Source organism: Candidatus Baltobacteraceae bacterium (assembly GCA_036489885.1).
In the GTDB taxonomy this organism is placed as follows: Bacteria; Vulcanimicrobiota; Vulcanimicrobiia; order Vulcanimicrobiales; family Vulcanimicrobiaceae; genus JAFAMS01.
Genome location: DASXEW010000001.1, coordinates 33,076 through 55,677 on the forward strand (window position 1 = coordinate 33,076; position 22,602 = coordinate 55,677).

Sequence of the window (22,602 nt, forward strand, 5' to 3'; positions counted from 1 at the left end):
CTCTAGCTCGGTGCGAAGCCGGCATGGCGCCAGAGCGGTGCACGGCGCGGAGCGCTGAGCGACGAAACAAACGCGCGTGCAGCATCGGGTGATGCCGCACGGGTCAAGACAGCGGCGGAATAGGTGATGTAATTCTGGACTCCGGCGGGGAACGGGCCTACGAGCGCGACACCCTTGACGGGGACGATCTCGGTGATGTTTTGTGCGCACAGCTCGGCCTTACCGCGCGCGACCAAATCGCACGAGTGTCCGCCTGGGACAAGCGTTTCCTTGGGTGCAACGGTGGCCGCGATTCCCATCCGCACGAGCATGTGCTTGAAGTATATGCCGCTCGACGCGCCCGCTTTCGGATCGGTCGCAGCGATCGAGCGCGCGGCGAGCAACGTTCGTTTCAAAGCCTCGGTCGATGAAATGTCGGGCAGCGGTGCGCCGGCGCGCACACCGATCCCCATCCCGCTGCGACCCAGATCCGCTCGCGTCCCGGGGACGATCGCGCGCCGCCGCGTGAGGGACTTCATCGCCTTTCCGGAGACGATGACGACGTCGGCTGCTTCGTGGCGCGCGAGTTGCAGTTGAATCTGCCCAACCGTTCCCACACGCACGATAACTGCGCGACTGGTTTGATGTCCAAACTCAGCCGCGATACGGTCGACGACCGACGACGTCGCGCCGGCGCAAAGAATGACGAGCGGAAGAAGAGCGAATGCGAGCATATTAACGCATGTACGCCGGTATGACAACAAGAACCGCCGGTATCCTCTTCATGACGGCGCCCATTCGAGGAGGCGCGCCCGCTTCCCGGCCTAAAACAGATCGCATGAGCTACACGCGCAAAGCTTTCGTCGGCGCCGCGTCGGCGTTTGCGTCCATAGGGTTCCTCCGTCGTCCGGTGGATGCGGCGGAGTTCAGTCTCAAGCTCGGTTTCGACCAGCCGGTCAATCACCCGATGACGATTCGCGCGTCACAGGCGGCCGATAAGGTCAAGCAAGAGTCGGGCGGCCGCCTTGAGGTGCTCGTGTTTCCGAACAATCAGCTGGGCGGCGACAGCGCGATGCTCACGCAAGTCCGTTCCGGTGCAACGCAGATGGTATTGATGTCCGACGGCATCCTTTCCAACGTCGTTCCCCTTGCAGCCATAGAGAACGTCGCGTTTGCGTTTTCGACCTACAAGCAGGCTTTCGATGCGATGGACGGTTCGCTCGGCGGCCAGATGCGCGTCGCGATCGCGAAAGCCGATTTGTATCCCTTCGCAAAGATTTGGTGCTCGGGGTTCAAGCAAGTTGTCAATAGCGTTCGACCGCTCAACGCGCCGAGCGACTTCAAGGGTTTGAAGTTCCGCGTGCCTCCGTCTCCGATGGAGACGGCGCTGTTCCGCGCGGTTGACGCGTCTGCCGTTCCGATCAATTTCGCGGAGACGTATGTGGCGATGCAGACGCATCTCGTCGACGGCGCATCCCTCCCGATTGCGACGGTTGAAACGTCGAAGTTCTACGAGGTTCAGAAGTATCTAACGAAAACCAATCACATCTTCACCGGATACTCGCTGATCGCGCACGCGCCGACATGGCAAAAATTGCCGAAAGACCTTCGGGAAATGGCGGAGCGGCACTTCAATGTCGCGGGACTCTTGCAACGCAGCGACATCATCGGACTCGACGACCAGGCGGAATCAAAGCTGATCGGCGAGGGCATGCAGATCGCGCACGTCAACATCGCCCCGTTTCGTCGGGCGATGCACGACGGCGGCTTCTACAAAACATGGAAGGAGCAGTTCGGAAGCGATGCGTGGGGCGCGCTGGAGAAATCGGCAGGGACGCTGACCTGATAAACATCGTCGCGACCTACCGCCGGGGATTACCTTCCGGCGTGCGAGAGGCCGCGGAAAACACACGGCTTGCATGCGCGCAAGCGGCAGCCTCGTCAGCCGATGATCCCGTCATTACCGCGCTGATGGAGCTTGCCGGAAGCCTCAGCGGGAAAAGCGACCGGTATTACGCTGCGCTGATCGCCGCCGTGGGTGCGCAGCACTTCCCCGGCGCGGCTCCGTTCGGGGCCTTGATGGCGCTCGGCGAAGCGCTTTCGGAAGACAAGCGGCTCATAGCCTTTGCCGTCGGATGCGAAGTCAACGTCCGTCTTGCTGCGGCGCTGCGCGCACAGATGGATCGCGGGTGGGATGCGGCTGGTGTTGCCGGCGTGATTGGCAGCGGCGTCACGGCGGCGCTGTTGCTCGATGCAGAGGAGATGATGGTCGCGCGCACAATCGGAATCGCGTCGAGCATGACGCTCGGTCAACGCGTCGCAGGTGCGACTGCCAGCGCCCGATTGATCGCCGGCAAAGCCTCGTCGAATGGGGTTCTCGCGGCCTTGCTCGCGCAGCGCGATTTCACGGGACCAGCCGGCTTGGAAAGTCCGCGCGGATACAGCGCGGTCTTCGATGTCGCGAACGTGAGCGCAGCGTTCGCAGATTTTGGCGAGCGTTGGACCTTCGCACGATGACCGTTTCCGAACGGCTCGCCGAGTTTGCGTCCGGACCGCTTGAGCTCCCGCACGATGTCTCGCAGATGGCGAAAGAGATCATCGCCAACGCGCTGGCGCTTGCGCTTGCGAGCTGGGAAGTTGAGCCCGCTTCGATTGCGTTTGGGATCGTCGAGAGTTTCCGAACTCCCGAGCAGGCAACCGTTTGGGGACGGAACGTGCGCGTCGGCGTTGGTTGGGCCGCTTTGGTCAACGGTATTGCCGTGCACTTCGAAGATTACGACGATACGCACATGCGCACGCTCTTGCATCCTGGACCGGTGATCGTTCCCGCGGCCCTCGCGATGTTCGAGTACTGCAACGCATCGAGTCGCGTGTTGCTGGAAGGCGTCGTGCTCGGCACGGAAATTGCAATGCGCATCGGCAACGGCATTAGCCCCGCACATTACGAGCGCGGCTGGCACGTCACGAGCACGATGGGACGCATCGGTGCGAGCATAGCAGCCGCGCGGATTGCAGGTTTGTCCGCCGAGCAGATGCGCAACTCCATCGCAATCGCGGCGCTCGAAACGGGCGGCGTCACGGCGGCACTCGGCACGATGACAAAGCCGTTCCATCCGGGGAAGGCAGCATTCGACGGAATCGAAGCCGTGCTGTTGGCGCAATACGGCGTCGCGGGAGCGGCGGAGGCAATCGAAGGCGAATCGGGTCTAGCTGCGCTGATGAGCGATCACGTCGACATCGATGTAATCCTGGATGGACTCGGCGAGCGTTGGGAGATCCTAACGAACAGCTTCAAGCCGTACTCGTGCGGCTTGGTCAGTCACCCGATCATCGATGCAGCGATTGAGCTTCGTGGGCGAGTCGCGCCCGAGGAAATCGCCAGCATCGATGTTACCGCGCACCCGCTGGTTCTCGATCTCATGGGGAAGAGGGATCCGCAGAACGGCCTGGAGAGCAAATTCAGCGCGCATCACTGCGCGGCGATCGGGTTCTTGTACGGCGAGGGCGGACCGAAGCAATTCTCCGATGCCTGTGCACGCGAAGCCACGGTGCGTGAACTGCGCGACAAGGTGACGATCGAGCCTTCAGACGGCGTTGCCGTCGGTGGGGTGCGCATGAGCGTGCGCGACCGCAACGGGCGAACCGAGCACGCCGAAGTTCTGCATGCGACCGGCAGTATCGAAAACCCGATGTCTCCCGCGCAGCTCTCAACCAAGGCTAAAGCACTCTTAGGTGAGCGTTTCGAGCAATTGCGTCAGCAGCTTTCGAGCTACGGGATAAGTACCTAGCTACTAAAATTCTAGTACACGGGATAGCCGTTCTCGACCGCTAATCCCGCGCACTTATGCGGTCTTTTGCGTGTGCGCTCTTTCTCGGCTTTTGTCTCTACGTTGCTGCGCCAACTCGGGCTGCGGATCTCGATACATACACGCCGTTCACGGCGACCGCGACCGAGCAAACGGGCCTATTCGGCATTTGGCGCAAGAACGGACACATTTACATCGATCTGACGACCGACCAGCTAAGCAAAGATTTCCTTGAGACGATCGTCCCAGGAAACGGTCTGGGCGCTAGTTTCCTCGTTTGGGGCAACACGGATCACTTGCCGGCGATGCTGGTCCGCTTCGAACGCGCCGACGACAAGATCGCAATCGTTTGGCCGAACACGTCGTTCATCGGATCGCGCGCGGTCCTGACGAACTTTCCGCAATCAGTCGTCGGCGCCGGGAAGATCGTCGCTGAGGGTAACGGGCACATCGTGTTCGATGCGTCTCCGCTCTACAAAGACGTTCTCGACCTCGATCACATCATCAATACGGCGCTCAAGACGAAGACGCTCACGGCGTACCGGCTCGATCCCGAGCGTACCTATTTCGGAACGGTCAAAGACTTTCCGCAAAACGTCGTCTTCCACGTCGAACAGCTCTGGCAGACACGCGAGCCGCATATTCAACCGGATACGGCGCCCGACGCACGTTCGTTACAGATGGATGTGGTTTACAACTTTGCACAGCTGCCGGCAGATTCGTATACGCCGCGCTATGCCGACGACCGCGTCGGCATCTACGATGACATCTACATGGATTTTGCGCCGCGCACGGATCTCTCAATCGACCGGCGGTTGCGCTATCTCATCCGATGGAATTTCGCGCCTGCCGATCCCACGAAGCCGTCGCGCGCGACGCATCCGATGGTGTTCTATTTGAGCAACACGATTCCGCAGCGCTTTCGAAAACCGATAGCCGGCGCGGTCCTGGCTTGGAACGCGGCTCTCGAGCGTGCCGGCATAATCGACGCAATTCAAGTCAAGGATCAGCCGAGCGACGCCAATTGGGATTCGGAAGACATCCGATATAATGTTTTGCGCTGGATCACCGAAGAGCGTTCCAGCTTCGGTGCGGATTCACAGACGCTCTATAATCCCCTGACGGGAGAAGAGTTCAGGACCGGAATCCTGATCTCTGCGGATATTGCAGCACGCGCTGCGGCGACTTGGCGCAACGAGGTCGATCCGGTTCGTAACGGACGCACGACCGATCCCGTTCCCGAGCAGTTCATCGACGAGACCTTCATGTCAACGATTCTGCACGAGACCGGCCACAATCTCGGAATGCAGCACAATTTCATCGGTCATGATGCGTACACCGCAAAAGAACTACAAGATCCGAACTTTACCGCGAAGAACGGCATCGCGACGACGGTGATGGAGTACGCACCGCTGAACATCTGGCCCCGCGGAACGCCGCAAGGTGATTTTCACCAAAAGGTACTCGGGCCGTACGATTACTACGCGATGAAATACGCGTACGCCCCGATTCCGGGCGCTACGACGCCGGATTCAGAGCTGCCGACGCTGGAACGCTGGGCGCAAGCTTGGTCGAATCCGCTTTATCGCTACGCTTCGGACGAAGACACGGCGTGGGCGAACGGCCACGCCGCCGATCCGCGCGTCGAGCAGGGTGAGCTCACGAACGACCAGCTCGGCTGGACGGAAGTTCAGCTGCGCATGAACCGCGCGCTGCTCGATCGTTACGCGCAGCTGCTGCCGCGCGCGGGGCGCGCGTACGAAGACGCTTCGCTCGCGTTCGGTAGCACGCTCCAGCGCTACCTCATGCTAGCGTCGAAAACGGCACATTTCATCGGCGGGCAATATCTCTCGCGTGCGCATCGCGGCGATCCCGGGGCCGATCCGCCGATCTCTCCGGTTCCCCTTGCCGTGCAGCAACGCGCGTTCAGGATCCTTAGCGCGTATTTATTCTCTGATGAGCACCTGAAGTTCTCGCCCGTGCTACTCGACAAGCTTGGCTATTCGGAGTGGGCCGGCTACGGCTACGTCGAGTGGGATACCTACGGCAATCTGCCGTTGTGGGCGTACAACCCGCCGCCGCAGCATGATTATCCCCTCACCGAGCACATCGCGCGGATTCAATCCGCAACGCTTGATCAGCTTTTGCAACCGCTGGTTCTCCAGCGCTTGGAACGCAATCCGCTCCTAACGCGGGGACATACGCTGAGCATGAGCGGCTTCTTCGATTGGATGCAGGGCGCGATCTTCAGCGAAATCACCTGGCCGGGCGCGCGAAACATTTCGTTGTTACGGCGCAACCTGCAGTCGATGTACGTCACGAAGCTGCTTGCCGTCGTCAACTCGCCGGCAGCCGGCACGCCGTCCGACGCGCAAGCGCTGGCGCGGCTCGAGCTGAAGCGCGTGCAGTCGTCGGCGGAAGCAAAAGCGCACGACGGCGGACTTGATGAGGCCACGCAAGCGCATCTCGTGCTCTTGGCGCAACGAGCTGCGGGAACGGCGCCGCGCTAGCGGGTTATCGCACCGTTTCCGTTCGTCGAGCTCGGGGCGCCTTGCACGAGACGCTGCAAGGTTAGGCCGAGCACGTCGAGATCGCGAGTCGTCTCTTCGGCTTGACTCGTCGACGCTAGCGTTTTTGACGACGTCTGGTTGATCTCGCGCATCGCGCGCTGAATCTGCACGATTCCGACGCTCTGCTGTGAGACGGCGGCGCTGATCTCGGTTGCCATCGTGGCTGCGTTCGCAATCATCGCGGCAAGTTCGCCGATTACGCCGTCGGCGCGCCGCGCCGTTCCGATCGCGCGGTTGACCGTGTCCGTGCTGTCGATGGACGTGCGAACCGCGTTTTGCATCGCGCGTTCGATCTCGTTGATCATGCGCTGAACGTCGACCGTCGCTGATTTCGATTGTTCGGCGAGAGCTTTGATCTCGGCGGCGATGACGGCGAAGCCGCGGCCCTGTTCGCCCGCGCGAGAGGCTTCGATTGCGGCATTGAGCGCGAGGATGTTCGTTTGTTCCGTCAGCTCCGTGACGACGGCGATGATCTCGCGAATTTCCTGTACTTGCGTCGAGAGTCCGAGAATGCTCTTGGCGACGGATTCACTGCGTTCTTTGACGTCGCCCATAACGACGACCGTCTCTTCGACCACTCGCCGGCCCGTTGCGCCGGAATCGGCGGCACGCGTCGCCGTCTCGGCAACGGTCTTGGCTCGCTGCCGCGAAATTTCAGCGGTGCTCGCAATCTCTTCGATCGTCGTGACCGTTTCGGCGACCGCGGCAGCCTGTTCGCGAACGCCCGAGACTTGTTGGCTCGTTACGTTGAGAATCTGCGACGTCGCCGTCGCGAGCGCGTCGACTGCCGCTTCTACTGGCTTGTTCACGCTGCGAATTAGGGCGAGCGACGCAATAATCAGTATGGCGACCGCCGCGATCGTCCCGAAAATGACCGTGTTGATCGCGCCCTGACGATCCGTACCGTATAGCAGGCTTGTGAGCGTGATCACGCCTATCGCGATGAGCGCAATCGGGCCCAATGCTAATACGGCCGCGATCTTACGGCCAAGACTCCACTCGGCGAACACGATTGGTTGTCTTTCGCTGCGTTCGGGGAAGCGTCCCATGCCGCGCCGAAAATAGCGGTTGGGGGTGCATGATGCAGCGTTCGCAGCGAGCTTCAGGCAGTAATACGGTCTGGATAGTTGCATTTGTGATCGTCGCGGTCGTTCTGGGCGCGACGTATCTCTTTTGGGGACACCTCGCGGACGTGATCGGACCGCAGCCTGTATTTTTGCGGATCTATGCCGCGATTATCGGGCCGTGCGAAGTTGCAACCGCGATTCTGCTGACGCGCCGTGCAATGCGTCTGCATACGCGGCGTGCGACGCTGCTTGCAGCTGCGTATTGCGTATCTGCACCGCTCGTGCTCGAGAACCTCAGCTCCCTGCCGGGAATCTTAGGACTGCATGGTTTCGCACACCAAACACCGCCGTGGTGCTGGACGGTATGGCACTTGGGCTGGGCGTTGTGCGTGCTCGCGTTCGCATGGTTCCCCGATCGGCCTGTGCGACAACCGCTCACGACGATCGGCGCCGCATTCGGATTCGCCGTCCTCTTCGGTCTCGTCGCGGCGCGCGCAGACGCGTTCCTGCCGCCCGTGCTCGCGGCGGGTGACGTCGTATCGCCGCTGTTGTTTGTCCTCGGTTGGTGTACGATCGGATTGCTGTTGCTTGCGGCTTTCGGTCTTGCCGCTTATCGCGGTGCAGCGCTGGATGCGTGGCTGCTCGTCGCCGTCTTTGCACTCGCATTGGACGAGGCGTTCGTCCTCACCATGAGCATCCGATTCTCGATCGGAACGTATTTGGCGCGGACGCTCGGTGCGATCAACTCGATGGCGATGCTTCTACCGGTTGCGTTCGAAAATCAAGGTCAGCCTGAGGCTGCACCACAGCTGCACGTCGAGATACCGCGCGCGTAGCGGCGCGGCCGTGTCGGAATACCGTTTGCCGCATCCAATAGGCCGTCGTAGACTTTATGGCCGCTCGAATAGGTCGCGCGGATTCGCGTTTGCATGACCGATTCGGGCGCAACCTTCATCCAATCCTGATCCATCACGACGAAGTCGGCATATTTACCCGCGGCGATCGAACCAATCGCGCCCTCCGAGAAATTCGCATGCGCTGCCCAAATCGTCATCGAGCGCAGCGCTTCGTCGCGACTCATGCGCTGCGCGGGATACCACCCGCCCGAGGGAACGTTCTCGCCATTTTGCCGTGAGATCGCGGAGTGGAAAGTGCGCAGCGTGTTAACCGGTTCAACCGGCGCGTCCGTACCGTTTGCGATGATCACGCCGGTGTTGAGAAGCGAACGCCACGCATACGCGCCTCGAATGCGCTCGGGACCGAGCCGGTCTTGAGCCCATCCCATGTCGCTGATTTGGTGCGTGGTCTGCATCGACGGAATGATACCGAGCGCTTTGAAACGCGGAATGTCTTGCGGGCTAAGAACTTGAGCATGCTCGATGCGAAGCCGGTAGTCGCCCCGTCCTACGGTTTTCAGCGCCGTTTCGTACGCATCCAGGACGGTCCGGTTGCCGCGATCACCGATCGCATGCACGCACGTTTGGAATCCGTGGGCAAGCGCGCGCGTCGCTACGTCGGTGATATGGGCTTGCGTGATGAGTAGCAGCCCGCTGTTTGACGGATCGTCGGAGTACGGTTGCAGCAGAGCGGCCCCGCGTGACCCCAGCGCTCCATCCGAGAACATCTTGATTGCGCGCACCGAGAGGCGCCCATCATACGCGCCGTGCACGGGGCCTTTCTCGAGATGCGACGCGATAAGCTCGGCATCGTCGGAGAGCATCGCGTGAATGCGAATCGGGAGCTGGTTTGCGCGCGCAAGCTCCTCGAAGACTGCAAGTGCAGCACCCGTAGTGTTCGCTTCGCCGATCGCCGTCACGCCGAAACGGCCGGCTTCGGTGCATGCTGCGCGCGCCCATCGTACCAGCTGATCGTGCGACGGCGCGGGCTCGACGGAGTAAATCAAGCGCATCGCATTGTCGATGAAGACGCCGGTTGGATTGCCGCTCACGTCGCGAAGAATGCGGCCTCCCACCGGATCCCGTGTTGCCTTCGTAATACGCGCGACGCGCATCGCTTCGGCATTGACCAGAACTGCATGCCCGTCGACACGCTCCAGAAGCACGGGACGATTGGGAATCGCCGCGCTAAGCGCATCGTGGGTCGGAAAAGCTTTGCCGGGCCAAAGGTTTTGATCCCAGCCGCCTCCGACGATCCACATATCGGGGGACGCATTGGCAAATGCAACCGTTCGACGTACGACTTCGTCAAACGACGTAACGTGATACAGATCGACTTCATGCAACGCTTGGCCGACTGCCGTGAGATGCATATGGGCGTCAATGATTCCGGGCAAGATCGTCGCGTCGCCGAAATCGATGACTTCCGTTTTGGAACCACGCAGTGCGGCTGCGCCGTCGAGCGAGCCCACGTAGACGAAGCGGCCGTTGCGGACTGCGAACGCGGTTGCGCGCGCAGAAGCCGGCTCAACGGTATGAATCGTTTGCGCGCTCACGATCAAATCTGCATGCGCATCAGCTGCTTGCGCGGCGCGCGCAAGCATCGGCGTTCCAAGCGCCGTGAGCGATGCTTCCAGGAATCCGCGTCTACGCATCCGGTGCCATTCTCCGGGCGGACTGAAAATGCCTGAACGAAATCGCGTTACGCCCTACGGCGAGATCATCGTGACGCCGCTGCGCGGAAACTGGCTCGGAAATCGGGGCTGTATCCACCGCGGGTATGACATCATACGACCCTGGGCGAGCAAGCATTGGATAACGTGCGTGCTCGAATACAAAGGCTGGGTCGCGCCGAAATGGGTACCCGGACGTTGGACGGCGCTCTTCTTTTACGACGAAGCGCTGGCGCTCGCAGCCGGCCACCGTCCGTGTGCACTCTGTCGCCGCTCGGATTACAACCGGTTTGTCGCGGCGTTCGGAATTCGGGGCGCCAATCCGATCGACGAACGCCTGCACGCCGAGCGTCTCGATCAACGCCGCAAACGTTTGCACTCTTTTCTGTGGCGTGAGCTGCCGGCGGGCGCCTACGTCGAGATCGACCGCATGCCGCACGTCGTGCTCGGTGATGCGATCCTCCCGTGGTCGCCGGAGCACGGATACGGCGCACCACGCGAGCGGCCACGCTCCGGCGAAGCTCGACTGATTACACCGCCCTCCATTGTCGCTGCGATTCTGTCCGGATACGCGCCGCAAATCGGAGGACCGTCCAAGAACGAGCGGTAAGGTCGCGCCGATGGAGACTGCGCAAACTGGGATTTTTGCGTTAGGCGATGCCGCGCACGGATTTTTTGAATTCACGTTGCGGCCCGGGGCCGATGCAGCTGCAGTTGCGACGGCGCTCGTCGCAGTGCGCGAGCCGCGCTCGACGGTCGGCGGTGCAAATCGCGTCATCGGTTTCCGCCCATCATTGTGGAGTAAGCTTGCGCCGAAGGATGCACCCAAGGATGTTCGCGATTTCGAGGTGATCCACGGCGCTGCCGGTTACAGCATGCCCGCAACTCAAGCCGACATTTGGGCCTGGTTCTCGGCTGCAAGCTACGACGTCGTATTCGACATGGGAACGGAAGCCGTCGCCTCGATCGCGCAAGACGCCGAGCTGACGCGCGAAATCCGCGGCTGGTCGTATCGACATAATCGCGATCTCACCGGTTTCGAAGATGGAACCGAGAACCCGACGCTCGATGCCGCGCCGGAAATCGTCGTTATGAACGATGGCCCCGGTGCGGGCGGCAGCGTTCTGCTCTTTCAGATGTGGCAACATCGGCCAAACGCGTTTTCGGATCTGCCACAGGCGAAACAAGAGGGCGTCATCGGCCGCACAAAGCCCGATAGCGTCGAGTTCGATGAGGCGAAAATGCCGGCGGATTCTCACGTGTCGCGCACGACGCTCGACGTCGGCGGAAAAGAGCTCAAGATCTTCCGGCGCAACGTTCCGTACGGAACCGTTTCCGATCACGGCACGTTGTTCATCGGGTTCTGCGCGCAGCAAATGCCGCTGCAAAAGATGCTCGAGCAAATGGCCGGCATCGGCGGTCCGCGTGACGCGCTAACGCTTTATACGGAGGCCCTCACGGGAGCGTACTATTTTATCCCTTCAGTGCAGGCGTTGCGGCGGTTTTGCCCGCCCGATGACGATTAGCCGCCCGAATTTTCTTTTGCAGCCGGATCAACCGGCCGTCTTCGAGCAGCTCCACGTCATCGACGAGCGCGCGCATGATGCCGAGGCCCATGTCGCGCGCATCGAGCGGACGCTCGAGCCTATTCGGCAGCATCGCGGCGCGCGCACGGCCTTCGATCTCGATCTGAAGCATCGAGTCTTCTAAGCTGCAACGCAGCTCGAAGAAGGTTTCCTGTGCGAAGCCGTGTTCGACGGCGTTCGTCAGTGCTTCACCAATCGCGCTTTCGAGATCGGACTCGGTACGCGCGTCAAGATGAAGAAGTGCGAGATAAACGCGGAAGGCTTGTCGTGCCCGCGTTGCGTGTCGCGGTGTACACGGGAAGCGTACGTTGAGCGGTTGAGGAACCATACCTGTTACACCCGTGCGACAAGGTTCGCTACGGGACGACAAAATGACTCGGTGACGCCTAGCACAAAGTTAACCGTGAGCGAGCGCAACAATGCCCACCAGCATGAGTGCAGCCGCCATCAGCCGTTGGTGCGCGCGATCACGTTCCTTGAAGAACATGATTCCGAAGAACGTCCCGAACATGATGCTGAGCTCGCGCGCAGGCGCGACGTAGATCACCGGCGTCCACGTCAGTGCCCATAGGACCAGCAGATAGGCGAGAGGCGAGAGCACGGCGATCCCCGCGGCTTCGAACAGATGCTCGCGATATGCAGCGCGAACCTCATCCCAGCGGCGCATCGCGACTGGCGTCATCAATATGAACCGCACGAGATTTCCGCCCCAGTCGTATACGATCGGCGAAAGCGCGAGCGCAGTCATCGCATGCTTGTCCCAAAGCGTGTAAACCGCAATTGATAGACCGGTCGCAACGCCGTAAAAAACGGAGGCGCGCGCATTCGCAGTGTTCATGCCGCGGAAGCTAGCCAGGAAAACGCCGGCAATAATGATCGCGATACCGGCGGCGGCAACCGGCGTAGGACGCTCCCCGAAGAAAATGATTGCGGCAATCGAGGAGAGCAGCGGCCCCGTGCCGCGCGCCAACGGATACACGACCGACAGATCGCCCGCGCGATAGCCGCGCTGCAGCACGACGAAGTAAAAGAGATGCAACGCGCCGTTCCCGACGATGAATGCTAGTCCGAGCAGCGTAATCGGCCGGGGGAAAAGGAACCACACGGCGATTGCAACCGGCGCATAGATCGAGGTCGAGATCGCGAAGCTAAGCCAGATGAATGGCGAGCCACCGCTGGCGCGTTTTGCGAGAAGATTCCAAGTAGCGTGGAGGACGGCGGCGGTGAGGACAAGTCCGAGTGCGAGCGAGTTCAATCGCGGCTCAAATGTAGTGCTTCATCCTGGGCCAAATCGCTGAAAGCGGCTCGCGAATTCCGCGACAAACCATTACGGGGATATCGGTCTCCCAGCCAATCGTGTACGGCGCATTGAAGTGCGTCACCAGCTGCGCGCTCTTGAAGATATGTCTGTCAGCCCCGCAGTCGCCCGGGACGTCGATGATCACGTTTCCGCTGTAGCCGCGCGTTCCCCAAAGCCAGTACTGGTTGTGTCCGCTAATGACCGGAACGTCCGGCGTGAAAAATTCGATTGCGGAGGCTTCACCGTAGTTGCTGGCGACGACGACGGCTTGCACTCGTTCGTCCGGCGGCAACGAGTCGTAGACGTGTTTGATCGTTTCGGCAAATTGCGGCCATCCGTGCATGTCGGCCCAATCCTGGGGTAGCGGCGTCGTTTTGCGAACGTGTTCGGTCGCCAGGATACCTTGCGGCGTATGGAGCGCATGCGCGACGTACGCTTGATACGCCAAGAACGTCTGCTCCGGAAGAACCGGCAGCGAGAATGGGACGAAGATTGGTCCGAGAGCGAGCGCATACACGACGGTTGCGACACGCAGCACACTCAAGTTCATAGTCCATCGCTCGATCTGCGTACCGCCGGCCGCGATCAAGATCGGATAGATGTCGGCCGGGTAGTAATGTTTGCCGTGAAAGACGAGCATTTCGAGAATCAAGATTACGTATGCGTATCCGAGGAAGCGATTCGGCGCGTCACGGAGGAGCCAAACGAGTCCGATCACCCAAACGGGAAACAGAAATAGGTTCGTGATCAATATCTGCTGGACGAGATAGAGTCCCGGACCTGCGACGATGTTCTTGCCGTGCTCTCCGGCTTCGAGCAATTCCCACATCGGAAATCCGTAATGCGCTTGCCACAGGAAAGCGGGTAGCGCAAGGACGAGCGCGATGCATGCGCCCGCGGCGACCCACGGATTCGCGAGAATGCGCCGCTGCGGCGTAAGCACGAGCCCCAACAAGAACGCTGCGAGCAAGAAGAGGACGCTATACTTGCTCTCGATCGAGAGCCCGGCAACGAGGCCGAACAACATCCACAATCGGGGATCGGCGCCCTTGATGATACGTACGATGAAGAGTGCGAGCAGCGGCCACGTCCACAGGCCGACTTCGTCGGGACCAACTTTCATGCCGAAGCTCATCAGGACGCCCGTGAACAGAAACGTGATCGCCGCCAGCGTTTGGCCGAACGGACCCGCGCCAAATTCCTCGGCTAATAAGCACGTGACGTAGACGCCGCCCGCCGCAAACAATGCCGGTACGATACGCAGCAGAAAGAGCGAGTGGCCGAAGATTTGGGTGCCGGCAGACAACAGCGGGACGATGGGCGGCTGATCGACATAACCCCACTGCGGATGCCGGCCGCAGATGATGAAATACAGCTCGTCCCGGAAGAATCCATAATGGGCATTACCTATGGCGTGGACGAGGAAAACGACGACCGATGAGATAACGGCGACGCTAAGATGATGGCGCTGCCGGCTCCCGAGGCCCTGAAAGCTCATTGGTGGGCACTGCTCTTGCGCGGAATCATCGCACTCCTTTTTGGAGCGCTGTGCTTCGTTTTGACCGGCGCGGCGATTTTCGCGCTTGTCATCTGGATCGGCGCGTTCTTCGTCATCGACGGAGTGCTGATGATCGTGGGCGCCGTACGAAGCGCATCGGCGTCGAATATGGGCCACTGGTTGTGGCAGCTGATCGGCGGCATCGCCGGCGTCGTAGCCGGCGTCTTGACGTTTTTCTGGCCGGGCATCACCGCCTTTACTCTGGGAATCTTCATCGGCGCTTGGGCGCTCGTCACCGGCGTCTTTGAGTTGATGACGGCCGTACGTTTGCGCTCGGCGTTGCCAAATGAGTGGCTTTGGATTCTCAACGGCGTCCTATCGGTGCTCTTTGGTTTGTTCGTCTTCGTCTTTCCGGGCGCGGGGCTGGTTGCCGTCGTGTACGTGCTGGGATTCTACGCGATTCTCGCCGGTATCGCGATGATCACGCTCTCGTTCCAGCTGAAAAAGGTCGCATAGCTCAACCTCCCGACATCGCGCCGATAATGAAGAACGGCTCGTCGCCGGTCACTACGGCATCGGGGAGGGGCGTATCCGGCGAATCGTGTGAGATATCGCGCTCGCACGCAAAAAAGCGAACGTACGCGCGGCGTTTGCGCGTAACGTGATCGCGAATCGCGCCGCGTAACGCCGGGAAGCGATCTTCGATTGCGTCGAGTACGGTACTCGGCGTGGCGCCGCTACCGGCTTCGATTACGACTTCGCCGTTGACGCGCGCCAGCGTGCGTAAGTGCGCCGGCAGTACGACGCGGATCACGGCAGCGTCTGTACCTCGACGGAAAGGACGGCGGGCAGATCGTGCGCGATCGCCTTCCAACTATCGCCGGCATCGGGCGAAACGTAGAGCTGTCCGCCGGTCGTTCCGAAATATACGCCGCACTCATCGAGCGAATCGACCGCCATCGCGTCGCGCAGAACGTTCACATAACAGTTGCTTTGAGGTAAGCCTCTGGTCAGCTCTTCCCATTCATTTCCACCCGAACGGCTGCGATAGACGCGCAACTTTCCTTCGAGTGGGTAGTGTTCCGAATCGCTCTTGATCGGAACGACGTAAATCGTCTCCGGTTCGTGCGCGTGCACGTCGATGCAGAAGCCGAAGTCGGTCGGAAGGTTACCGCTGACTTCGTGCCAGACGTCGCCGCCGTCATTCGAGCGCATCACGTCCCAATGCTTCTGCATGTACAACACGTCGGGACGGGTGCGGTGCATCGCAAGCCGATGCACGCAATGTCCGACCTCCGCATCCCGATCGGGGATTTGCTCGGAACGTAAGCCCTTGTTGATCGGTTGCCAGGTTGTGCCTCCGTCCGTCGTGCGAAACGCACCCGCGGCCGAGATCGCGACGAACATGCGCTTCGGATTCTTCGGGTCGATCAGAACGGTATGCAGGCACATTCCGCCGGCGCCGGGTTGCCAGCTCGAACCGGTGGTATGCGTGCGAAGTCCGGAGAGCTCGCTCCAATTCGTGCCCCCGTCGGTCGATTTGAAAAGCGCCGCATCCTCAACGCCGGCGTAGATCGTTTCCGGATCCTCGAGCGACGGTTCAATGTGCCAAACGCGCGCAAACTCCCATGGATGCGGCGTGCCGTCATACCATTGATGCGTTCCGGGAACTCCGTCGTAAACGAACTTGTTTCCGATCGTGTCCCACGTTGCGCCGCCGTCATTCGAGCGTTGAATCTGTTGACCGAACCATGTCGACGTTTGCGACGCCCACAATCGATTCGGATCAGCCGGCGAACCCTTGACGTGATAGATCTCCCAGCCGCCGAAGAACGGTCCAGAGACGGTCCAATCGGCGCGTTTACCGTCGGCGGTTAGAACGAATGCGCCCTTGCGCGTTCCAACCAGTACGCGTACCTTGCTCACACCGGTGCTCCGTTTCTTGCGATGATTTGCATGCCGGCGGCTTGTACGGACGGCGTGCCCGTAAGCCCCAGCGTGACGTCAAGCTCTTTGCGCAGAATTTGGATCGCCTTGGTAACGCCGGCTTCGCCGCCGGCCCCGAGTCCGTAGAGGAACGCGCGGCCGATCATGCACGAACGCGCACCGAACGCGAGCGCGCGCAAAATATCTTGGCCGGAACGTATTCCACCGTCGAACATGACCTCGATCTCACTACCAACGGCCTGCGCTACCGGCTGCAGCGCCGAGATCGACGACGTCGTACCGTCGAGCTGACGGCCGCCGTGATTGGAAACGATGATCGCCGACGCGCCCGTCTTCGCCGCGGTTTTCGCATCCTCGACGTCGAGGATACCCTTGAGCACGATCTTGCCGGGCCACAGCTCGCGTATCCACTCGAGATCTTTCCAATTGAGCGAGGGATCGAATTGCTGCGAAACCCAGGCCGAAAGCGATGTGATGTCGTCCATTCCTTTGATGCGGCCTTGCAGATTGCCGAACGTCTTGCGCTTGCCGCGCAAGATGCTGATCAGCCACGACGGTTTCGTCGCAACGTCGATCAGATTTGGCAGCGTCACTTCGAGGGGAACCGTCAGACCGTTACGGATGTCATTGTGACGCTGTCCGAGCATCGTGAGATCCAGGGTGACGACGAGCGCGCTGCACTTGGCTGCGATGGCGCGTGCGATCAGGTCGCGCACGAATCCGCGATCGCGCATCACGTAAAGCTGAAACCAAAAAGGCTTCTCAACCGCCTCGGCAACGTCTTCGATCGAACAAACCGACATCGTGCTGAGGGTGAACGGAATTCCGGCGGCCTGTGCGGCGCGCGCAGCGAGAATCTCGCCGTCGCCGTACTGCATGCCGCAGATACCAATCGGCGCCAGCACGAGCGGCAGCGAAGCCGCTTGCCCGAGAATCGTCGTGCCCAACTCACGCGACGTGAGATCGATGCCGACGCGTTGACGGAATTTGATGGCTTCGAGGTCGTCACGGTTTGCGCGAAGGGTTGCTTCCGAGTACGAACCCGCATCAGCGTATTGAAAAAAAGCGCGCGGAACACGCCGCTGAGCGATCGCGCGCAAATCGTCGATGCAAGCGACGTGTTTTAGATGGTCGGCCAATCCCGCCTAGGCTTGGAAATCGACGATCGATGACCCTGCGGGCGCGCCCGTATAGTTGTTCAACACGGTCTGCGCCTGTTGCTCGCTTTGCGACTCGACCTCGTCGAGCGTCGGGATGTTCGCCGTGGCGTCGGTCGTCGACGAGCCGGTGTTGCTAAGCATCGTTTGAATCGTCTGAGCTTGCGATTCTTGCTCCTGGGCATCGATCGCGACCCACTGCGCCAGCACGCTGTCGATGTTCAGCGCCGCGTTTTGCGGCGTGTCGAGCGAGACCGTGAAGAGCTCCTGCAGATCGTAAGCTTGCAGCGCGTCATACTGTTGCGCGTAAGGGTTCTGCGTCGAGGTGCTGCTTGACGTCGAGCTGGTCGTGCTCGAGCCCGAGCTGCTGGAAGAGGACGACGTTGCCGGTTGCGTCAGTCCGTCGGGCAGATTCCCGGACGGATAGCTGTATTGGGACGGATCCGGAATCGTGAAACTGTCGACCGGGGTGGAGCTCATATTCCCTGGGTTCGCGCGGGGCCGCGATCAGGCCCTGTGCGCCCTCGCACTAGCGGGGATAGCCAAGCATGTAGTCGTTCCAAGCTTTGACCCCGAGCCAGCCGCCGATCATGCCGCCGACTAGGAGGACGAAGAGACCGACCATGAGGGCGTTCTTGATGCCCTCGCTGTCTCTGTCGAGCCGCAACTCATCGAGATGCAGCCACTCGCGCAAAGGCTTCATCACGCCGGCGCTCCGAGGCCGCGCTCGGTGACTTCAGCCGGCGGATGCTGCTCTGAATGCTTCTGCTCCTTGGGGATCTTCCAATCGCGCGGTGCGAGCCACATGTAGGCGACCGGGACGAGCAAGAGCGTCAGGACGAGCGAACTGAGGACGCCTCCGATGATCACGGTACCGAGACTCGTTCGCGCGCCCGAACCCGGCTCGAAACCCAAAGCCAACGGAATGTTCGCGGCGACGATTGAGAAGCTGGTCATGATGATCGGGCGGAATCGCGTGTGTGCGCTCTCCTTGATCGCAGCGAGTTTGTCGCGACCGCGTGAGCGCAGAGTGTTCGCGTAGTCGACCAGCAGGATCCCATTTTTCGTAGCGATGCCGATCAACAAGATCGAGCCGATCAATGAGAAGAGGTTAAGCGTCTTGTGCGTGATCATGAGCGCGCTAAGCGCGCCGACGGCCGCGACGGGGACCGAGAACATGATGATGAACGGCGAGCTGTAGCTGTTATAAAGTGCGACCATCAGCAAGAAAACGAGGATGACCGAGAAGATCATCGAGGCTCCGAGACCCTTGAGCGTTTGATTCATGAACTCTTGAGAGCCGAGCGGGGACGCTTTGACCTCGATGTTCACCGGTAAGTGGAGCGATGGCAGCTTCTTGAAGAACGCGTTCTGCACGGATGAGAGAGACGAGCCGGGCACGTAGTTTCCGGTGACGTGTACAACATTGTGGCGATCGGTTCGCGTCACGATCGGCGGCGTTGGCTCGTAGCGGAAGGACGCGAAATCGCCGAGATGGACGATGGCGCCTGTTTGCGACCGAACCGGAACAGCTGCTAGCGTCTTGAGGTCGCTGCGCAAATCGAGCGGGTAGATGATCTGAACCTCTTCAAGACCTTGCGGCGTCTCGAATTGCGTAACCTGATTTCCGCCGAAGGCCGCGCCTGCCGCATTTGCCGCTGCGCCGATATCGACGTTGAGCGCATTCATCTTGGTGCGATCGAAGTCGACCTCGATTTGCGGCGCGAGCTGGCTTCCGGAGCTACTGACGTGCGTCGCGTTCGGGATGCTTTTGAGGAGCGCTAGAACCTTACGCGAAGCTTCCGTCGGATCGCCTCCGTATATGTCCGAGACGATCATATCGATCGGCTGTCCATTCCCGCCCGACGTTTGGGTCGAAGGAACCGAGACGGTGTCGGCCTGCGGTATGATCTTACGCGCCATTTGACTGAAGCGCGTCGCCCACCACGAAGTGGAATTCTTGCGTTCGTCTTTGAGAAAAACCACGATTTGGCCGACGTTCCCCTGGTACACGAATGCGCCGAAGGAGGCTGAGTATGCGCCGGCCGACGTGGCTTCGCCGCCAACGTCACCTTGTTGGTCGATTTCCCGCTCGAGCTTGAAGAGATAGCTTTTAACAGTCGCCAGCGGCGTGCCGACCGGAAAGACCGACTGGATGTAAATCTGCCCGCGGTCGGTGGTCGGCACGAACTCTTCGCCGACGAGTCCAAGCGGTACGAGTGCGATCGATCCAACGAATGATAGCGCGCACACCGCTGCGACCAATCCCTTGTGCCCGAGCGCCCACGGTAGCGCGCTATGCACGTACCATTCGCGAACGCGGTCGAAGAAATCACCGAATGCGTTGATCATTTTCGGCGCTTTCCAGTGCGAGCGCAACGCCCAGAGTCCGGCCAGCGTCGGCGTGATCGTGAACGACACAAACAGTGAGGTGAGCGTTGAGATAACGACGACGATCGCGAACTCCCACAAGAATCGACCGACTTGTCCTTGCACGAGCGCGATTGGAAAGAAAACCACGACGTCGACCAGCGTGATCACGACGGCGGCAGCACCGATTTCCTGGCGGCCGTTGACGGCGGCATCTTCGGGCGACTCGCCCAGATGCGTGAAGTGACGCTCGATGTTTTCCAGCACGACCGTCGAGTCGTCGACGAGGATGCCGATGACCAGCGACATGCCGAGCAGCGAGATCATGTCGAGCGTCATCCCGAGCATCTTCATGACGGTCATAGCGATTGCAAGCGACGTCGGGATCGCGATGCAGACGACGATCGCGCTGCGCCACGAGCGCAGGAAGAAGAGCATCGCAATGCCGGTCAGGATCATGGCTTCGGTGAGCGTGCGGGTTACGAGATCGATCTGCTGTGTCGTGAAGCGCGACTGCGTATTCAGCAGCTTGAATTGCAGTTCAGGAAATTGGCGCTGTATTTGCGGCAGATCGCGTAAGACGTTCTCGGACGAATCGACTTCGCTTGCGTCCGACGCTTTTTGAATGAAAAGAAACAAACCCGGACGACCGTTGACCTGCGCGAAGCGGCGTTGAAGCTCGTTGCCTGCAACGACCGACGCAACGTCGCCGATGCGCGTAACGGCGTTGCTCGCGGTCCACGTGTCGACGCCGCCGGGCAGCGAGTTGAGTCCCGCGTTCGCGCCTCCCGCGCCCGAGACGATGACCGGTAGATTCGCGATCGTGCTCGGCGTGGTAATGTCACCGCGCACGTCGATCGACGTCTCGCGGTTCGGCGCGTACGCGATACCGCCGGGAACGCGTTGATTGTCGTTCGCGAGCGTATTGATCAAATCGTTGAGGGTTAGATTTCGAGCCGCGAGCTTCGCGGGATCGGCTTCAACTTCGTAGGCCGGGATGACGTCGCCGCCCACGAAAACGTTCGAAATGCCCTTGATCTGCTGAATGCGGGGAACGATGACGTTGTCGACAAGCAGCGAGAGCTGACCCGTATTGAGTTTCGGCGAGAAGACGCCGAGGCTGATGACGACCGACTGGCTCGGGTCACGAATCTGAATGACCGGCGGCGTCAGGTTCGTCGGCAGCTCTTTTTCGGCGGCCTGAACCGCCTTCTGCGTCAACGCAACGTCGGTTGCAATATCGGATCCGAGATAGTAGACTGCGACGATCGAGGCAGTGCCCTGCTGCACCGTCGAGTTGATCGTCTGCAGATCGGTCGTGCCGGCGAGCTGTTGCTCGATCGGCGCGACGATGTTGTCGCGCATCTCGGTGACGGACGCACCGTTGTATTGCACATTGATTGTGACGGTCGGCTGCGAGACGTTCGGGAAGAGTTGCTTGACGATGACCGCAGTCGACACGATGCCGGCGAACGACATCAGGGCGACAATGACGAAAACCAGCGTTGGGCGACTGACGAAGAGCCGAGTGAGACTCACTTCTCGAACGCGACCTTCTCGCCGTCGCCGACGCTGGATTGGCCGTCGCTAACAATGCGTGTTCCGGCCGGTACGCCACGCACGACGGCGAGCTTGCCGTCGTCAGCGACTTCGGAAACCTGGAGTGTGTGCACGAGTCCTTGTTCGTCGACGCTGAGGACGCGATCGCGATTGGGACTTGTGAATGCCGTTACCGGAACGCGCACTCCGTTCACCGAGGGAAGATCGACGTTGCCAAGGATCGCCATGCCGGGGCGCAGGATTCCGCGCGCGTTGTCGAGCTGGACCTTAACCTGGAAGTTGGTCGACCCGGGGACGATTTGATTCAATATTCCGACAACCGGACCGCTGACTTTCTTTCCGCCGAGGTCCGAAACGTTGATGTTTGCCCGCGCGCCTTGAACGATTTGCGCAACCTGTGCGCCCGAAGCTTGGAGGACGGCGTAGAGCGGGTCGACTTGTTGCAGCGTAAAGAGCTGTCGCGTTCCCGGATACTCGCCCGGATTGAGATTGCGGTTTACGACGATGCCGTCGACCGGTGAGACGATCCGCGCTTTGTCGATCGAGACTTGGACTTGTTTTGCGCTCGCGAGCGCTTGTGCTTCTTGTGCGCGCGACTGTTGGATCGAGGATTGCTGCAGACCCGGAGCGCCTACCGACGTGCCGTTGGCTTGCACGTTTGACTGCGCGGAGGACTGATTTGCTTGTGCGGAGCGCAGCGTTTGCTGATCGTTGTGAACGAGCGTCTCCTGCTGATCGACGGTTTGTTGCGCGATATATCCGCTTGCGAGCAGCTGTTGGTCGCGCTGAAGCGTCAGCGTATCGAAAGCGAGCGTCTTTTGCGTTTGTTGCACCGCGGCGCTTGCCCCGTGCAATTGATCGACGCCCTGCGATATCGAGAGTTTCCCTTGAAAGACCGTGTGCGAGGTGTTGGCGGCGTCGGCGCGCGCCGTTGCCAAATCCGATTCGAGCTGTGCGCTCAAGTCGGCGCTGTCGAGTACCGCGATGACCTCGCCCTTGCGCACGTGATCGCCCTCGTTGACGTAGACGCCATCTGCGGGCTCGGTTAGCGTGGATTGAATCGCCACGTTTTGGTACGGCGCGATGAGGCCCGGCAGGGGCTCGTTAGGATTCACGAGCCCGCTTGTCGCAAGGGTCGTTGCTACGAACGGCGTTTGTGCGACCGTTTTTGCGGGTTTTGAACACCCGCCCAG

At 60.6% G+C, this 22,602-nt stretch carries 21 protein-coding genes; 8 read left to right on the plus strand and 13 right to left on the minus strand.

Annotated elements, in window-relative coordinates:
- Window positions 1-2: 2 nt before the first annotated feature.
- Complete coding sequence (locus VGG22_00165) at window positions 3-713, minus strand: substrate-binding domain-containing protein (protein HEY1726774.1); 711 nt, start codon at window positions 711-713, stop codon at window positions 3-5.
- A 104-nt stretch (window positions 714-817) separates the two neighbouring features.
- Here VGG22_00165 and VGG22_00170 point away from each other — a divergent pair, with 104 nt between their 5' ends.
- Genes VGG22_00170 through VGG22_00185 form a run of 4 tightly spaced genes read left to right on the plus strand, consistent with a single transcriptional unit; the run spans window position 818 to window position 6,295 of the window.
- Window positions 818-1,825: a TRAP transporter substrate-binding protein gene (locus VGG22_00170; protein HEY1726775.1), complete on the plus strand. Its 1,008-nt coding sequence runs from the start codon at window positions 818-820 to the stop codon at window positions 1,823-1,825.
- A 41-nt stretch (window positions 1,826-1,866) separates the two neighbouring features.
- Entirely contained in the window at window positions 1,867-2,496 is a 630-nt protein-coding gene (locus VGG22_00175) for an MmgE/PrpD family protein (protein HEY1726776.1), read from the plus strand.
- Entirely contained in the window at window positions 2,493-3,767 is a 1,275-nt protein-coding gene (locus VGG22_00180; protein ID HEY1726777.1) for an MmgE/PrpD family protein, read from the plus strand. Before VGG22_00175 ends, VGG22_00180 begins: the two co-directional genes overlap by 4 nt.
- A gap of 56 nt (window positions 3,768-3,823) precedes the next feature.
- The gene (locus VGG22_00185; GenBank protein HEY1726778.1) at window positions 3,824-6,295 is read left to right on the plus strand and encodes a zinc-dependent metalloprotease; all 2,472 of its coding nucleotides are present in this window, start codon (window positions 3,824-3,826) and stop codon (window positions 6,293-6,295) included.
- Here the strand turns inward: VGG22_00185 and VGG22_00190 are convergent.
- Window positions 6,292-7,365, minus strand: coding sequence for a methyl-accepting chemotaxis protein (locus VGG22_00190; protein HEY1726779.1), 1,074 nt, complete (start codon window positions 7,363-7,365; stop codon window positions 6,292-6,294). The genes VGG22_00185 and VGG22_00190 overlap by 4 nt on opposite strands.
- A 125-nt stretch (window positions 7,366-7,490) precedes the next feature.
- Here VGG22_00190 and VGG22_00195 point away from each other — a divergent pair, with 125 nt between their 5' ends.
- A complete protein-coding gene (locus VGG22_00195; protein HEY1726780.1) occupies window positions 7,491-8,258 on the plus strand; it encodes a hypothetical protein in 768 nt (255 codons plus the stop codon).
- Here the strand turns inward: VGG22_00195 and VGG22_00200 are convergent.
- Window positions 8,210-9,973: an amidohydrolase gene (locus VGG22_00200; GenBank protein ID HEY1726781.1), complete on the minus strand. Its 1,764-nt coding sequence runs from the start codon at window positions 9,971-9,973 to the stop codon at window positions 8,210-8,212. The two genes, VGG22_00195 and VGG22_00200, sit on opposite strands and share 49 nt — an antisense overlap.
- Window positions 9,974-10,001: 28 nt before the next feature.
- Between VGG22_00200 and VGG22_00205 the strand changes: the two genes are divergently transcribed.
- Both VGG22_00205 and VGG22_00210 read left to right on the plus strand, forming a co-directional pair.
- The gene (locus tag VGG22_00205; protein ID HEY1726782.1) at window positions 10,002-10,601 is read left to right on the plus strand and encodes a hypothetical protein; all 600 of its coding nucleotides are present in this window, start codon (window positions 10,002-10,004) and stop codon (window positions 10,599-10,601) included.
- A 10-nt stretch (window positions 10,602-10,611) separates the two neighbouring features.
- A complete protein-coding gene (locus VGG22_00210) occupies window positions 10,612-11,517 on the plus strand; it encodes a Dyp-type peroxidase (GenBank protein HEY1726783.1) in 906 nt (301 codons plus the stop codon).
- Here the strand turns inward: VGG22_00210 and VGG22_00215 are convergent.
- The 3 genes from VGG22_00215 to VGG22_00225 form a co-directional block, all read right to left on the minus strand.
- On the minus strand, window positions 11,465-11,905 hold the full coding sequence (locus VGG22_00215; protein ID HEY1726784.1) for an ATP-binding protein: 441 nt from the start codon (window positions 11,903-11,905) through the stop codon (window positions 11,465-11,467). The genes VGG22_00210 and VGG22_00215 overlap by 53 nt on opposite strands.
- A 69-nt stretch (window positions 11,906-11,974) precedes the next feature.
- Window positions 11,975-12,832: a DMT family transporter gene (locus tag VGG22_00220; GenBank protein ID HEY1726785.1), complete on the minus strand. Its 858-nt coding sequence runs from the start codon at window positions 12,830-12,832 to the stop codon at window positions 11,975-11,977.
- A 7-nt stretch (window positions 12,833-12,839) separates the two neighbouring features.
- Window positions 12,840-14,375 (minus strand): glycosyltransferase family 39 protein, encoded by a 1,536-nt coding sequence (locus VGG22_00225; protein HEY1726786.1) that lies wholly within the window; start codon window positions 14,373-14,375, stop codon window positions 12,840-12,842.
- On the opposite strand from VGG22_00225, the gene VGG22_00230 reads away from it, so the two are divergent.
- Window positions 14,337-14,891: a DUF308 domain-containing protein gene (locus tag VGG22_00230; GenBank protein HEY1726787.1), complete on the plus strand. Its 555-nt coding sequence runs from the start codon at window positions 14,337-14,339 to the stop codon at window positions 14,889-14,891. The genes VGG22_00225 and VGG22_00230 overlap by 39 nt on opposite strands.
- 1 nt (window position 14,892) lies before the next feature.
- On the opposite strand, the gene VGG22_00235 is transcribed toward VGG22_00230, so the two are convergent.
- Genes VGG22_00235 through VGG22_00265 form a run of 7 tightly spaced genes read right to left on the minus strand, consistent with a single transcriptional unit; the run spans window position 14,893 to window position 22,524 of the window.
- Window positions 14,893-15,189: a MoaD/ThiS family protein gene (locus tag VGG22_00235; GenBank protein ID HEY1726788.1), complete on the minus strand. Its 297-nt coding sequence runs from the start codon at window positions 15,187-15,189 to the stop codon at window positions 14,893-14,895.
- Window positions 15,186-16,301: a sialidase family protein gene (locus VGG22_00240; protein ID HEY1726789.1), complete on the minus strand. Its 1,116-nt coding sequence runs from the start codon at window positions 16,299-16,301 to the stop codon at window positions 15,186-15,188. Before VGG22_00240 ends, VGG22_00235 begins: the two co-directional genes overlap by 4 nt.
- Window positions 16,298-17,461 carry an alpha-hydroxy acid oxidase gene (locus VGG22_00245; protein ID HEY1726790.1) on the minus strand — a complete coding sequence of 388 codons (1,164 nt, stop codon included), beginning with the start codon at window positions 17,459-17,461 and terminating at the stop codon, window positions 16,298-16,300. Before VGG22_00245 ends, VGG22_00240 begins: the two co-directional genes overlap by 4 nt.
- Window positions 17,462-17,467: 6 nt before the next feature.
- The gene (locus VGG22_00250; protein HEY1726791.1) at window positions 17,468-17,959 is read right to left on the minus strand and encodes a hypothetical protein; all 492 of its coding nucleotides are present in this window, start codon (window positions 17,957-17,959) and stop codon (window positions 17,468-17,470) included.
- A gap of 49 nt (window positions 17,960-18,008) precedes the next feature.
- Window positions 18,009-18,182: a hypothetical protein gene (locus VGG22_00255; protein ID HEY1726792.1), complete on the minus strand. Its 174-nt coding sequence runs from the start codon at window positions 18,180-18,182 to the stop codon at window positions 18,009-18,011.
- The gene (locus VGG22_00260; GenBank protein HEY1726793.1) at window positions 18,182-21,388 is read right to left on the minus strand and encodes an efflux RND transporter permease subunit; all 3,207 of its coding nucleotides are present in this window, start codon (window positions 21,386-21,388) and stop codon (window positions 18,182-18,184) included. The genes VGG22_00255 and VGG22_00260 overlap by 1 nt, the downstream gene beginning before the upstream one ends.
- On the minus strand, window positions 21,385-22,524 hold the full coding sequence (locus tag VGG22_00265; protein HEY1726794.1) for an efflux RND transporter periplasmic adaptor subunit: 1,140 nt from the start codon (window positions 22,522-22,524) through the stop codon (window positions 21,385-21,387). Before VGG22_00265 ends, VGG22_00260 begins: the two co-directional genes overlap by 4 nt.
- Window positions 22,525-22,602: the final 78 nt, after the last annotated feature.

Coding starts and splice junctions, on each gene's coding strand:
- VGG22_00255 (HEY1726792.1), bottom strand. CDS start 18,182: ATGAAGCCTTTGCGCGAGTGGCTGCATCTCGATGAGTTGCGGCTCGAC.
- VGG22_00250 (HEY1726791.1), bottom strand. CDS start 17,959: ATGAGCTCCACCCCGGTCGACAGTTTCACGATTCCGGATCCGTCCCAA.
- VGG22_00215 (HEY1726784.1), bottom strand. CDS start 11,905: ATGGTTCCTCAACCGCTCAACGTACGCTTCCCGTGTACACCGCGACAC.
- VGG22_00200 (HEY1726781.1), bottom strand. CDS start 9,973: ATGCGTAGACGCGGATTCCTGGAAGCATCGCTCACGGCGCTTGGAACG.
- VGG22_00225 (HEY1726786.1), bottom strand. CDS start 14,375: ATGAGCTTTCAGGGCCTCGGGAGCCGGCAGCGCCATCATCTTAGCGTC.
- VGG22_00170 (HEY1726775.1), top strand. CDS start 818: ATGAGCTACACGCGCAAAGCTTTCGTCGGCGCCGCGTCGGCGTTTGCG.
- VGG22_00205 (HEY1726782.1), top strand. CDS start 10,002: ATGCCTGAACGAAATCGCGTTACGCCCTACGGCGAGATCATCGTGACG.
- VGG22_00210 (HEY1726783.1), top strand. CDS start 10,612: ATGGAGACTGCGCAAACTGGGATTTTTGCGTTAGGCGATGCCGCGCAC.
- VGG22_00230 (HEY1726787.1), top strand. CDS start 14,337: ATGATGGCGCTGCCGGCTCCCGAGGCCCTGAAAGCTCATTGGTGGGCA.
- VGG22_00180 (HEY1726777.1), top strand. CDS start 2,493: ATGACCGTTTCCGAACGGCTCGCCGAGTTTGCGTCCGGACCGCTTGAG.
- VGG22_00185 (HEY1726778.1), top strand. CDS start 3,824: ATGCGGTCTTTTGCGTGTGCGCTCTTTCTCGGCTTTTGTCTCTACGTT.
- VGG22_00165 (HEY1726774.1), bottom strand. CDS start 713: ATGCTCGCATTCGCTCTTCTTCCGCTCGTCATTCTTTGCGCCGGCGCG.